Raw genomic sequence first — 13,792 nt, 5'->3', positions numbered from 1 at the left:
AAGGACGGGGACAATATGAACAATAAGCCAAAAACGAAACTACTTACAATAGGTTTACTTTGCTGTGGCAGACCAGAAACTACTGAGCGCTGCCTCAAATCTCTTATGCCTATTCGCGAGGCAATAGATTCAGAGCTTCAGGTTGTTGACACAGGCTGCGAACCAGAAACCAGAGCAATCATTGAAAAATACGCTGATGAGGTATTTGAATTTACCTGGATTAAGGATTTTGCAGCAGCCAGAAATTTCCAGCTTGATCAGGCCAATGGCAAAATGTTTTTGTTCATCGATGATGACGAGTGGTTTTTGGATACCAAATATATAATTGAATTTTTTAAAAATCCTAAATGCCTTGAATACAATCTTGGAGGTTATTTCCAGCGCAACTATCTGGATTTCGAAGCAAAAGAATACGAGGACATTGAGGTGGTCCGCATGTGCTCCGTGACTCCAGAAACACATTTTATTGGCAAGGTTCATGAGTATATCGAGCCATCCTTCGGCAACGCCATGTTTATGGATGCTAGAGCAGGACACTTTGGATATGTTTATAAAGATGAGAAGGATAATATTGCCCACTCCATGAGAAATATCCCACTACTAGAGGAGATGTGGGAGGAGATGCCAGATAATCTCCGCTGGCCATACCAGCTAGCCCAGGAGCTTAGAGCCATAAAGGATTTCGAAAGACTCTATGAGGTATGCCACAAGGGATATTGCGATTCCTTTGATATCAAAGAAAGAGAATCCTTACAATATCGCGGACCATTTATGATTGGAATGGTTATCGCCCTGGAAGCAAAGGAAAAATTCGATGAAATTCTAAAATTATATAATGAGCAGATGGCAAAGGATGAAATAATGCCAATCCCTAAGGCAAAATTTTCTATTTATGCAGCCAAAATTATGTTCACCCGAAACATGAATGAGGAATGCGTAAAAGCAGCTCAGTATTATTTTGACATCTATGAAAAATTTGGCAAGGATCGTGGCCAGATGTTTGTACAAGGCGGCATTTTCATTAATGATACCTACGACGAACTGCACACCAACTTGATGTACTGCTACATTATGACCTGTGGAATGAGAAATGATGATTTTGGTCCGCTGGTCCACTACTACCGCAGAATCAGTTGGAATTCTCTTGTTGTTCGAATCAACCGCGGATTTGTCATAACACTTATCGACAAGGCCTGCGAGTATGGCAACAAGCGAGAAATCAGAGATGTGCTGAACAAATTCTTTATTCGTCCAGGTTTCAGAGACGTACTCCAAAAAGAAATTGACAATTCTGCGCCTCAATTAACCGATGAGCAGCTGAACAATTTGCTTGCTGTATTTAACCAGACTGACGGCAAAAAGGAAATGTCCATGTTCATTAATATTAGATTGATGGAGCGGGCATTCCACTACGAAGAATATGCTACCATTGATGAGCTGCAGGAAAAGCTAAACGAATATATTGATTTGGTAGACGCTTGGTATGACCTGCACCAGCAGTGGATCGAGGAGGAAGACAATTCGGCTACTCCAACAGAGGTTCAGCTGGTAAATGGAATCAAGCAGTTTTTTGAACTTCAGGATAATGCCACCGCAGCCCTAACCTCTTTGAAGAATATTATGGGGCTCAGACCGATGATGGACGAGGTGCTGAAAAATCTTTCAAAGTTCTACACCGACATCATCAAAGTAAGGCAAGCCAAAGCAAATGATCCAGTCAAATTCCAGGAGATGTACAACCTAGAGGAAGCACTTCTAAAACAAATCGCAGACCTGGACGTCGCCGGCAAAACCGACGAAGCCGTCGCAACCTATCAGCAGCTGGTTGAAATCATACGTAACGCATATGGAGTTGATTCGTTGCATATTTGAGTATAGTATGAAAAAAATTTTAATGTATAGGTGGAAAGCCTACAACTACAAGGACATAAAGTACACATTTATCAAGCTTGGCTTTGAGGTTGAGGAGGTTTATCAGGACCTCCTCAATTATGATGTGGACGAAGAGTTCGCAGAGCTTCTACGCCAGAAAATCAAAACCACCACCTACGACTTTTTCTTTACAGTGAATTATTTCCCTTTAATTTCTAACGTTTGCCAAGAGTGCGGTCTGCTTTACGTCTGCTGGAGCTGCGATAATCCACTAATTTCCATGTATCACAAATCAGTTTTCAACAATGTTAACCGCATTTTCCTGTTTGATTTAACAAATGTTGAAGAATTCAAGGGCATGGGTGTGGATAACATTTTTCATTTGCCGTTGGCTGTGGATACAGACCGTCTGGATTATCTTTTTGCCAACACATCAAATCAGGAAAAATATGTAAACAACATTAGCTTCGTAGGCTCTCTCTATGAGAAAAACTCCTACGACAAAATGGAATACACCCTGCCAGAATATCTTCGTGGCTACTTTGAGGCTACAATGGAAGCCCAAAAGGATTTGCAGGGAATAAACATCATCGATAGAATGCTAACTCCGGAAATTCTCATGGAGCTACAAAATTACTTTGAATTGGAAAAATCAGAGGACTCCTTATCGGATTTGAATCTCATATTCTCGGTTACAACCCTTGGGTTTAAAATCGCAGAAAAGCAGCGCCGCTCTATCCTGATAGAGCTTTCAAAGCACCATGATGTGAGTATTTACACCAATTCAAACGTGCAGGATTTAATCCGCGTAAACTACCGAGGAAGCGTGGACTACTGGGAAGAAATGCCACTTGTTTTCAAAAATTCCAAAATCAATTTAAACATGACTATTCCAAATATCAAAAGCGGTATACCACTTCGTATATACGATATCCTTGGAGCCGGTGGTTTTTGCATTACCAATTTCCAGGCTGAGCTACCTATGTTTTTTGAAAATGAAAAGCATATGGTTTGGTATTATAACCAGCGTGATTTATATGAAAAAGTTGACTACTACCTAAAGCATGACACTGAGCGAAACAAAATCGCTGCCCAGGGCTATGAATTTGTGAAGGTAAATTGCACCTATGAAAAGAGGTTGAATGATTTGTTGTCTATGCTTCACTGAAAAAAGAAGAGTGCAACAAAAATTGACAAAAAAAATGAAATAAGATGATATTTGAAGACCTTCTAGAAAAGTACAATGATAGCAAGTTAAGAAAAGGCAACGAAATTGCTATTTATGTATATACTAGGAGGTTTTATTATGAGAAAAGGTTTATTGAGAAAGAGCCTTTGCACACTTCTTGCAGCAACAATGGCTGTATCAATGGTGGGCTGTGGTTCTAAGGGCTCTAACGATTCAGCAGCTAATTCAGATGCAACACACATCTATGTACTTACAGCTCCAGAGGATCACGGCTGGACAGGTGCTGTTGCAACATTTGCAAAGGAAAAAATCCAAGAGGTAAACGATGGTGGCAAGTACACTGCAGAGCTTATCACTTCAGCAAGTGCAGCAGAGCAGATTACAAATATTGAGGACATCGTTTCAAAGGGCGAGTCAAATATCGCAGTTGTTATCCAGCCAATCGATGACACAGTTGAGTCAGCAATTCAGCAGCTTGTAGATGCTGACATCCCATACGTAGCATTTGACAGAATTATCGATGGCGTTTCAGATGCAGCAGTTTCAAATGTAAAGGGTGACAACGAAGGTATCGGTGCAGCATGTGCAGCTTACTACGTTTCACTTGGCCTTCAGCCAGGAGATGAAGTTTACATCTACGAAGGCGATACGTCTTCAGTTACAACACTTCGTGACCAGGGCTTCACAGAGTACCTTACAGGCGAGCTTGCATACAACGGTGAGTACATCGCAGACGACGCAAAGTGGACAGAGGCAGACCTTTCAAGCATCACATATTCAGGTGCTATGAACTGGAGCCGTTCAGATACAAAGAGCTCATTTGAGACACTTTTAGGTGACGCTTCAAACGCAGACATCAAGTGGATTTACGCTGAGGATGATGAGCTTGCAATGGGAATTCTTGAGGCCCTTGACGGTGGCGGAATTGACGAAGCTACAAAGACAAAATTCTTAAGCAATAGCCCAGCAATCTCAGGCTGCGGCGGATTAGAGGATTTCTACGCAGTACTCAGAGGTGAGACATACACAGACATCGCTGATCAGTGCTCTGGCTTAGTATCAGTTACATATAGCCCATCAATGATTCAGACAGCTATCCAGGATATGGTTGATCACCTTGATGGCAAGGATGTAACTCAGGACCATGTTATTACATGCGAAAATGTTACTAGTGAAAACGTGAATGATTATCCTTCATTCAATTAATGAGAAGATTGCAGGGCTGGATGAAAATCTAGCCCTGTAAATATTTTGGAGGTAGAATAATGAGCCTACTAAAAATGCAGGGAATCAAAAAATCCTTTAACGGGGTTGAGGTTCTCCATGGAGTAGATTTGCAGGTTGAGAAGGGCCAGGTACACGCGCTCCTGGGTGAAAATGGCGCCGGAAAATCCACACTTATGAATATTCTTACAGGCGTTTATGTAGCCGATGAGGGAAACATTAGCTTCGACGGCCATGAATATACAAAAATTACCATAAATGAATCTGAGGAATATGGAATTGCCTTTGTTCATCAGGAACTAAATCTTTTCAACGATTTGACAGTATACGACAATATTTTCCTTGGGAAAGAATACACAAAAGGGAAAATTACTCTAGATAAATCAAAGATGGTAAAGGAAGCAAAGGATTTGTTTGAGCGCCTTGGAGTTGCAATTAATCCTACTGAGGTGGTTGCAAATCTCAAGCCTAGTGAGAAACAGCTCCTTGAGATTTCAAAGGCTTTATTTAAAAATGCAAAGCTCATTATTCTGGACGAGCCAACAACCTCTCTTAATAACGACGAGGTTGACCACCTGTTTTCAATCATTAATGGCTTAAAGGCAGAGGGAATTTCATTTATTTTCATTTCCCACAAGATGCCTGAGATTTTCAAAATCTCTGACAGCTACACTGTTTATCGAAATGGTAGCTTCATTGCCACAGGAAAAATACAGGACACCGACCCAGAGTCCATCACAAAGCTTATGGTTGGCGAGGCATATTCTTCTGGAGAAACCTACGAGCCACGTCAGGTTGGTGACACAGTAGTTTCCCTCAAGGGATACAGCGGACCAGGCTTCAAGGACATTAATTTAGATATTAAAAAGGGTCAGATTATCGGTCTTACAGGACTTCAGGGAGCCGGTAGCAGTGAGCTCCTTCATGCAATGTTTGGATGCCTAACTCCAACCTCAGGTACCTTTACCGTAAATGGAAAAAAGGTAAAACCAGGCTCAATACATGATGCCATGAAGCACAAAATCGCATTGCTTCCACCAAACAGGAAAGAAAACTCTGTAATACCAGACATGACAATCCTTGAGAATATGTACTTGGCAGAGCAAACACTTTCAGCCAGACATCTTCCAATTAAAAAGGCCAAGGAAAAGTCCAGATACGCAAAATTCAAAGCAATGCTTAACATAAAAGCTGAGAGTGAGGACCTTCCAATCCTTTCTCTCAGCGGTGGTAATCAGCAAAAAGTTTTTATCGCCAGATGGCTTAACACAGACGCAGAGGTACTCTTATTCGACAACCCAACACAGGGAATCGACGTAGGAGCCAAAGCGGAAATCTACAAATTGATTTTAAAATTTGCCCAGGAAGGCAAAACAATCATCATTAACACATTAGAGATACCAGAGCTGCAGAGAGTAGCAGATAAATGCGTGGTATTCTATGACGGTAGGATTAAAAAGATTCTAGAGCATGATGAAATCCAAGAGACAAAGGTTATGCTCTACTCAACAAATGCAATGAAAGAAGAGGTGCTATAAATGAGTAAAAATATAATGAAGCAAATCGGAAAATACAGCTATGTGATTGTATTTTTACTAATATTCTTAGTATATGTAATCACCAGTGATGGCCTTACATGGCTTGGTGTTATGAATATCTTTAGACATTCTGCAATCGTAGGAATCATTGCATTTGGTATGGGACTTGTTTGTCTCACTGGCGAAATTGATTTGTCAGTTGGTTCAATGCTTGCGCTTGATGCAGGATTCGCAGTTGTTGTTTTTAACGTGACAGGTAGCGTATTTTTAACATTCTTATTTGCCATTTTATTCGGAGCCTTCGCAGGTCTTATCAACGGACTTTTAGTGGGCTACATCAAAATGCCAGCCTTCATTGTTACACTTTCAACAATGCTTATCTATCGCTCATTTGCCCAGTATTTCTGCCAGCAAATGGATAAAGAGCTTATCGGAGGCGGAAGCTCTGTTTACAAAATGTCCCGCGACATTGATTCATACCAAGGTCTGTACGATTTTGGAAACGGCAGAATCGCTACAATCCCAACAGTAGGTGTGGTTCTTCTTGCCATCACAGCGCTTTTTGTTTACCTTACAACAAGCACAAAATTCGGTAAAAAAGTTTATGCCATCGGTAGCAATGAAAACGGTGCTAAAATGGCAGGTATCAATGTAAATCTTGTAAAGACTTCAGTGTTTGTTATCACTGGCATTCTCGTTGGCCTTTCTGCATTCCTTTGGATTGCCATGAACGGTTCATGCGACCCAGCCACAACAGGTAACAGCAACGAAATGTATGCCATCGCAGCCGTTGTACTTGGCGGTATCAGCATGTCAGGTGGAAAGGGCCGAGTATTCGGAATCTTCTTCGGTGCACTTTCCTACACAGTTATCGACAAAATCATCGTTGCCCTAAAAATGGATTCACTTATTAATGACGCAATCAAGGGAATCATCCTCATCATTGTGATCATGATTCAGATTGTGGGACCACAAATCAAAGAAAAGTTCAGTAAATAAAAATGGGACTGCCGCTTTTGATGATTAAATCATCTGCATATTGGAAGTTTGAGCCATGTATTTAATCGTCAAATTCTTAGTGTTATAATAAATACATGCGAAATAATAAAACCTTTATTTCAACAAAATACTATTCAATGCTAGCTGGAGGGACATTATCTGCATTGCTTGTTACTGTTGTGGTCATGGCAGATACCTTTGTTGCGGGTGTTGTCCTTGGCGAACGCGGAGTTGCCGGCGTCAACCTTGTTATGCCCCTGTATTCCTTGTCCAGCTTTTTTGCGTTGATTTTTTCTATTGGTGTTCCCATTCTGTATTCTCATCATGTAGGCACTTTCCAGAAAGAAGAAGCTGACAGAGCCTTTGGTACAGGGCTTTTGATGACTATATTCATAGGAGCAGCTCTGTTTCTACTGGTATTTCTATTTGGTGATATGTATCTTAGGTTCTACAACGCAGAACCAGAGGTTTTAGACCTTGCCAGAGGCTATCTTAAGTGGATGAAATTCGTTATCATGCTAAGTCCGTTAGATGCTCTTATCTCAGGTATGGTTTTTGCTGATGGAGACGAAGTTATAAGCACTTCAGCAGAGCTTTTATCTGGTGTTGGTAATATTGTTTTGTCTATCTTTCTGTGCCGTTTGATAGGCATTGAAGGTCTGGGACTAGCTTCTTTTTTAAGTGTTATAGTGACCTTTAGCATTCTTTTTATCCATTTCACAAAAAAGAGTAATTCTCTCCATCTAAATCTTTATTATTCTCCGATAATAATTAAAAGTATAGTAAAATATAGCATTGTAGATTCCAGCACTTATTTGTTTATAGCAATCTTTACCATCTGCTGTAATCGTCTTGTAATGCATTTCTATGATTCAAACATGATATTTTTAGCTTCTGTTATCATATTGGTAAAAGAGCTTCAGATTCTATTTGACGGAATTGGAGAAGCCATTTCACCTATTCTTAGCATTTATCTTGGCGAAGAAAATTACCAAGGTGTGCACGAGATATGGCATCATGCAAAATGGACAGAGCGCGTTGAAAGCGTGATTGTTACCTGCCTTATACTGATATTTGCACCCTACATTATCAAAGTTATTGGTATTACAGACATACAATCAGCACATATTGCAGTTACGGAAATACGTATTCTTTCCCTTAGTATGATATTCACCTGCCGTCTGTATCTAGACTCATCCTATTACATAATCGTGGACAAAATTCCTTTGGGAGTGCTTATCTGTGCGCTTAGAGACGTTGTTGTGGCTCTTCCCTTGGCCATTATTGGTAACTGGATAGGTGGTCTTTATGGCATGGTGATTGGCATTATGCTGGCTCAGCCTCTCAGCTACCTGATTTCCGTAATGTATGTGTGGATGCGATATGGCAAGGAGAATTACCCCCTTTTTATTGCAGGCAAAGAAGCTGCTAAAAAATCACTCTTTTACGAGCTGGAGTTAAATCCCCAAAATGTGATTACTACAAGGGATAACATTGGTAGGGCCTTAGAAGAGAAAGGATATACCAAAGATATCATCAATAAAGTAATGTTACTTATTGAAGAAACGCTGATGATGATTCTAGAAAATAACCCAGAGAAGCTCGTTCTTGCAGAGTGCTCAATTCTCATGGATGATAGTTTAAAATTGATAATCAAGGACGATGGAATAATCTTTGACTTGACAGATAGCGATATGAAATTATGCTCCCTTAGAAGCTATATAATCTCGAATCTGGCAGAAAACATTTCTCCAAGAAAAATGCATTTTCTGGCGCTTAGTTATAACCGAAATGTGTTTGAAATAAAATAGAAAGGAACAGTATGACAGCAACCAATCAAGAAAAGCTAATCAAAAAAATATTCTATAAAGCTCTCAGATTTATGCTGATAGCAGACATTGTTCAGTCTATGCAGGAAATGATGCTTGATTTCTTTATTTCAAGATATCTTGGCAGTGATGGACTTGCTGCCTTCGGAATAGCATATCCTCTCATCGCAATCGTCATGGCTTTAATGGCATGGGTTGTAGCAGGAGTGCAGGCTATTTGTGCAAGGGATATTGGTAATAACGATAATGTCAGCGCTCACAAGCACTTATGCACGGGTATTACATGGGGATTTATCATTTTGTCAATATTTACGTTGATATGTTGGGTATTTCATGAACCATTGATTACGGTTCTTGGAGCAACTGATGAATATGCATATCTTAGAAGTGCAAGTACTGATGCTCTCCTTGTAGGTTCCCTTACTGGTCCTTTCTTTTGTACTCTTATAATCCTTCTCACAAATATGTTTTTTAATGAAAAAAGAAAATTTACCGTTATTTTGGGAATTTCTACTATATTTGTTCAGTTCATTATAACAGCTATTATATCTGGGCTTTTACCTACTATGGCAGGCATTTGGGGCGGTTATGTTATTAGTTTGGTTGTATCAGATGCCATTATCCTTGCTGCGCTTAGTATCAGCTACAAGAATGAAGCTTCTATGTTTTACCATATTCGACCAATGTTTGGATTTGATGGGGTAAAGTCTGCCCTTAAAACAGGACTTCCAGAACTTCTTTGTTGGGGCTATTATGTTCTGTCTGCAGCCCTTAGGAATGGCATTATTCTTAGGATAAGCAATAAAGATGCTTTGGCTGCAGTAACTCTTAGTGAAGGAGCAGAATTTGGAGAACTTCTACAAACGGCTGTTTTTTACGCTGTTCTTGTTACTATCGGAATGGCTTTTGGATCTAAAGACCAGAAAAAATATCATGTATACATAAGCACCGTTGCAAAAATCATCCTTAAGATTGCCTTGATTGGTGGAGTTGTCATGATGCTTACAGCCTGGCCTATCTTGAATCTATTTATAGAAGAAGGTGAAAGTAAGGCAGTTTTTGATATTGCCCTAAAAATCTTGATAATTAACGGCTTTGACTTTATCTTTTACTTGATAAACAATATGTTCAGTAGTCTATACGAAACCATAGGTCTTATAAAATATGCCCATCTAAACTATTTATTGGAAGTAGTACTTTACTCAATTCTAATGCTTGTTCTGGGCTACACAATCGGAATTGACGCCTTCTGGTTTGCCAGTCCCATAGCTGAAATACTGCTGCTATTCTTTAATCTGAGTCTTGCCGCGAAAAGTTGTGGGCATTTCCCAAGAAGTTTTACAGATTTAAGTTTTGATGAGGCATTAGAAAAGAGCTGAGGTTGTCTCAGCTCTAAGAGTTGCTGGTATTTATAATCCGTAATTAACCATCATTCCTGAGTACTGGCTGGTTGCGTAAGGTGCCGCCAAAGTCTTTCCAGGATTCTTGTATTCTACAATAGATTTATCAACGTAAGCCATTGGATTAATAGAGGCCTTTGAGGCAGCTCCACGAATCGCCGATTTCAGTTCATTTAATGTGGCAAATGTGTTTTCTCTATTTCCATTGTTAATAGCATCTGAAAGTGTCACATTATCAAGAGAAAGATGTCCAAGAGAATCAGCATTGATACCAATCTCTGACAATCTACCTGCCATATTCTTGGCAATGGAAGAAATCTCATTAAATAATGTACGATTCTGATGTGCATCCGTATATCTCAGACCAACATCAATCATTCCGTTGTAGCTGTTAAGCATCTGATCAACACCATTAGAAAGAGCCTCGGTGTCATTCATAAGTCCAATCTCGATTATACCATTGCTAGGAGCCTTGAGATTTAGCTCAAATGCTTTGTTGACAGTGAACGTGTTAGACAATGATTCATGTGGATTTCCATTAAGCTTAAAGCTGGAATTTGAAGGCTGTTGAACCACATTGTCAATGCCAAGAGTATGCAACTCTCTCCATGATATAGTTGAGGATATATTAAATAAAAAATCCTCGTTCTCTGAAATACCAGTAGCCTTTGAAGTAATCTCAATAGCATTACCATTGCGGCCATTTGGTAGAAGCGTCGCATTCAAACCAACGTCAGAGGTGTTCAAAAGTCTAACAAGCTTGTTCTGTACATTTAAATTAGTCTCTCCAGAATTAACATTAAACTGGAATTCGTATGAATGATTGCGAATATCCAAATCGAAAGAATACTGACCTTCTTCAAAATCATGTCCATCTGCAGGTAGGAAATTACCTCTATTAATTTGAGGCTCAGCCAAAGCGTCAACCTCGATTGTAAAGCTATCGCTTTCTGATTCCGAATCCCCAACATAAACAACATCAACAGAATCAGGCTGTGATGAGTTGGCGATGCGTTTCTCCATAACAGAAGAAATATCATCCTTTCCCGCTCCAAGATTAGAAATAGACAAAGCTACTGCATTAGCGCTCTCTTTAATGTCGATGGCAAACTGCCCAATATCCTCGGTGTTATTAAACTTATACAGAGGGGATTCTTTATTCGCCTTAATTATTTTATTGTATGTGTCGCGTAGTTCACTTTTTTTGTGAGATTCATACTTAGAACCTATGCTTCCGCCATAGGTAGTCATGAAATAATTATACGCAGTATCTATGCGTGACATAAGACGCCCCTCCTTTCTTCCTTGAATATAGAGCCTTCGACAATCCTTTGTCTAATCCGGGACATAGATATCTATATTTATAGTTACTATCATACTACCACAAGTCAAGTATTTTGACAACCCGCTATATTTAGCACACGTTGTCAGATAATTCGCTAGATGATGTATTTGAGACGAAACAACCTAGGCATCTCAAATGCTCTTAACTTTCCCTTTTTCAACACATTCCCATCACAAATATGTCGCTGCTTTGACACATAGGGGTGTTTAAATATCATGCGTAGGGCGCTGAGGTTGGAGCGCCGATAAATATTAACCAAAATATGGAGGACAAAAAATGAAGAAACGAGTTACTGCATTGATGATGGCAGCAGCGTTGGCCTGTGGCACATTGATTGCCTGTGGATCAAGCTCTACAACATCTTATGCAAGTGAAACAATCTACGGTGAGGTAACAGCAACAAGTGATGATGGATTTACTATCACAGTAGGAACCTACGATGACGGAGAGCTTACTCTCGGAGATGAGACTGCAGAAATTACTGTAACAGATGATACAGTCTATACAATGAGCATGGGTGGTGGTCAGTCAGGAGAAGGCGGCGAAGCCCCAAGCAAGCCAGATGATGCTAACACAGAAGAGTCAACAGATGAGACAACAGAAGAGACAACAGAAGAGACAACAGAAGAGACTACAGATGAAGAGACAACAGAGGAAACTACCGACGAAGAGACAACAGAGGATTCAGAAGATACTTCAATGGTAGAGGAAGATGTAACAATGGCAGCAGCTCCAGACGGCGAAGCACCATCAGGTGACAAGCCAGAGGGTGGCGCACCTTCAGGTGACGGCGAAGCACCAAGTGGAGAGGCTCCAAGCGGCGAAGCTCCATCAGGTGACGGAGAGGCTCCAAGCGGTGAAGCACCTTCAGGAGATGGTGAGGCACCAGCAGACATGGGAGGCGCAGCAGAGGTTTCCCTTTCAAGCATTACTGTTGGTACTCAGGTAGCAGTAACATTTGATGCAGATGGCAATGTAGAATCTGTAGAAATCCTCAGTGGCAATGACTCAGCAATGGGTCAGCCAGGAGGAAACATGACATCAGCTGCTGATATCGTATATTCTGCAATGTACGAGTATTCAGAGGATGCAACTGTAGATGGCGAGACAATCGCCTCTACAGGCACTGATGAGAGCGCAATCATTGTAACAGACGGTGATGTGACAGTAACTGATTCAACAATCACAAAAACTTCAGACGACAGCACGGGCGGTGACAATTCTAGCTTTTACGGAGTTGGTGCCGCTCTTTTAACAACAGGCGGAACACTTACAGTTGAGAACACAACAATTGATACAGATTCAGCAGGTGGTGCTGGCGTATTCGCATATGGCGATGGCGTTGCATACGTAAACAATTGTACAATCACAACTGAGCAGGATACATCAGGTGGTATCCATGCAGCAGGTGGCGGAACACTCTACGCGACAAACAACACAGTAACAACAAACGGTGGTTCTTCTGCAGCAATTCGTTCAGATAGAGGCGGCGGAACAATGGTAGTTGACGGTGGTACATATACATCAAACGGTTCAGGTTCACCAGCAGTTTACTGTACAGCAGATATTACTATTTCAAATGCAACACTTACAGCAACAGGAGCTGAGGCTGTATGTATCGAGGGTCTTAACTCTCTTACACTTACAGATTGCGATTTAACAGGAAATATTCCAACAAGCGAGCAGAACGATTGCGATTGGAACATCATTCTTTATCAGTCAATGTCAGGTGACTCAGAGGTTGGTAACTCAACATTCTCTATGACAGGCGGTTCAATCACTGCAAAGAATGGTGGCATGTTCTATACAACAAACACAGAGTCAACCTTCGTTCTTGAAAACGTGGACATCACATATGCTGATGAAAATGATTTCTTCCTCAAGGTTACAGGTAATGCTAACCAGCGTGGTTGGGGTACATCAGGAGAAAACGGAGCTCAGTGTACATTCTCAGCAATTAACCAGGAAATGGAAGGTGACATCATCTGGGATTCAATCTCAACACTTGATTTTGACATGACAGATGGTAGCGTACTTACAGGTGCATTCATCGATGATGAGTCAGCTGCAGGCAACGGTGGTGACGGCTATGCAAATCTTACTATCGATTCTACAAGTAAATGGGTTGTAACAGGCGATTCAGTCCTCACAAGCCTCACAAACCATGGCACAATCGTAGATGCTGATGGCAACACAGTTACTATCGTAGGTACAGACGGCACAGTATACGTAGAAGGCACAAGCTCATACACAATTACCGTTTCATCATATTCAAAATAAATATACAGTCTAAAAAGGCGCCATTTCGGCGCCTTTTTTATGGTTTGCGCGCCATGGGCGCGCTCCAACGGGTGAAAGTCCCGAATACGCCTAGGTAACAAGGAAGTATATAGCTG

The 13,792-nt window shown here is 40.7% G+C and carries 9 protein-coding genes; 8 read left to right on the top strand and 1 reads right to left on the bottom strand.

Annotated features, from left to right (window positions below; translation table 11 throughout):
* Nucleotides 1–15 precede the first annotated feature (15 nt).
* The 7 genes from E7276_RS04145 to E7276_RS04115 all read left to right on the top strand — a co-directional run bounded on the left by E7276_RS04145 (nucleotide 16) and on the right by E7276_RS04115 (nucleotide 10,030).
* Complete coding sequence (locus tag E7276_RS04145) at nucleotides 16–1,872, top strand: glycosyltransferase (RefSeq protein ID WP_294214087.1); 1,857 nt, start codon at nucleotides 16–18, stop codon at nucleotides 1,870–1,872.
* A gap of 7 nt (nucleotides 1,873–1,879) precedes the next feature.
* The gene (locus E7276_RS04140; RefSeq protein ID WP_294214084.1) at nucleotides 1,880–3,040 is read left to right on the top strand and encodes a CgeB family protein; all 1,161 of its coding nucleotides are present in this window, start codon (nucleotides 1,880–1,882) and stop codon (nucleotides 3,038–3,040) included.
* Nucleotides 3,041–3,178: 138 nt separating this feature from the next.
* Nucleotides 3,179–4,267: a substrate-binding domain-containing protein gene (locus E7276_RS04135; RefSeq protein ID WP_294214082.1), complete on the top strand. Its 1,089-nt coding sequence runs from the start codon at nucleotides 3,179–3,181 to the stop codon at nucleotides 4,265–4,267.
* Nucleotides 4,268–4,326: 59 nt separating this feature from the next.
* Entirely contained in the window at nucleotides 4,327–5,823 is a 1,497-nt protein-coding gene (locus E7276_RS04130; protein WP_294214080.1) for a sugar ABC transporter ATP-binding protein, read from the top strand.
* A complete protein-coding gene (locus tag E7276_RS04125) occupies nucleotides 5,824–6,822 on the top strand; it encodes an ABC transporter permease (RefSeq protein WP_294214077.1) in 999 nt (332 codons plus the stop codon).
* Nucleotides 6,823–6,917: 95 nt separating this feature from the next.
* Nucleotides 6,918–8,633 (top strand): MATE family efflux transporter, encoded by a 1,716-nt coding sequence (locus E7276_RS04120; RefSeq protein WP_294214075.1) that lies wholly within the window; start codon nucleotides 6,918–6,920, stop codon nucleotides 8,631–8,633.
* An 11-nt stretch (nucleotides 8,634–8,644) separates the two neighbouring features.
* Entirely contained in the window at nucleotides 8,645–10,030 is a 1,386-nt protein-coding gene (locus E7276_RS04115) for an MATE family efflux transporter (RefSeq protein WP_294214072.1), read from the top strand.
* Between the two features lie 30 nt (nucleotides 10,031–10,060).
* On the opposite strand, the gene E7276_RS04110 is transcribed toward E7276_RS04115, so the two are convergent.
* Nucleotides 10,061–11,335, bottom strand: coding sequence for a flagellar capping protein (locus E7276_RS04110; RefSeq protein ID WP_294214069.1), 1,275 nt, complete (start codon nucleotides 11,333–11,335; stop codon nucleotides 10,061–10,063).
* A gap of 337 nt (nucleotides 11,336–11,672) precedes the next feature.
* On the opposite strand from E7276_RS04110, the gene E7276_RS04105 reads away from it, so the two are divergent.
* Nucleotides 11,673–13,676 (top strand): right-handed parallel beta-helix repeat-containing protein, encoded by a 2,004-nt coding sequence (locus tag E7276_RS04105; protein WP_294214067.1) that lies wholly within the window; start codon nucleotides 11,673–11,675, stop codon nucleotides 13,674–13,676.
* Nucleotides 13,677–13,792 lie beyond the last annotated feature (116 nt).

This window comes from Pseudobutyrivibrio sp., from assembly GCF_015057185.1.
In the GTDB taxonomy this organism is placed as follows: domain Bacteria; phylum Bacillota; class Clostridia; order Lachnospirales; family Lachnospiraceae; genus Pseudobutyrivibrio.
The sequence above is the reverse complement of the archived record's forward strand: the minus strand, read 5'-3'. Positions and strand labels throughout refer to the sequence as shown.

Coding starts and splice junctions, on each gene's coding strand:
- E7276_RS04145 (WP_294214087.1), top strand. CDS start 16: ATGAACAATAAGCCAAAAACGAAACTACTTACAATAGGTTTACTTTGC.
- E7276_RS04140 (WP_294214084.1), top strand. CDS start 1,880: ATGAAAAAAATTTTAATGTATAGGTGGAAAGCCTACAACTACAAGGAC.
- E7276_RS04135 (WP_294214082.1), top strand. CDS start 3,179: ATGAGAAAAGGTTTATTGAGAAAGAGCCTTTGCACACTTCTTGCAGCA.
- E7276_RS04130 (WP_294214080.1), top strand. CDS start 4,327: ATGAGCCTACTAAAAATGCAGGGAATCAAAAAATCCTTTAACGGGGTT.
- E7276_RS04125 (WP_294214077.1), top strand. CDS start 5,824: ATGAGTAAAAATATAATGAAGCAAATCGGAAAATACAGCTATGTGATT.
- E7276_RS04120 (WP_294214075.1), top strand. CDS start 6,918: ATGCGAAATAATAAAACCTTTATTTCAACAAAATACTATTCAATGCTA.
- E7276_RS04115 (WP_294214072.1), top strand. CDS start 8,645: ATGACAGCAACCAATCAAGAAAAGCTAATCAAAAAAATATTCTATAAA.
- E7276_RS04110 (WP_294214069.1), bottom strand. CDS start 11,335: ATGTCACGCATAGATACTGCGTATAATTATTTCATGACTACCTATGGC.
- E7276_RS04105 (WP_294214067.1), top strand. CDS start 11,673: ATGAAGAAACGAGTTACTGCATTGATGATGGCAGCAGCGTTGGCCTGT.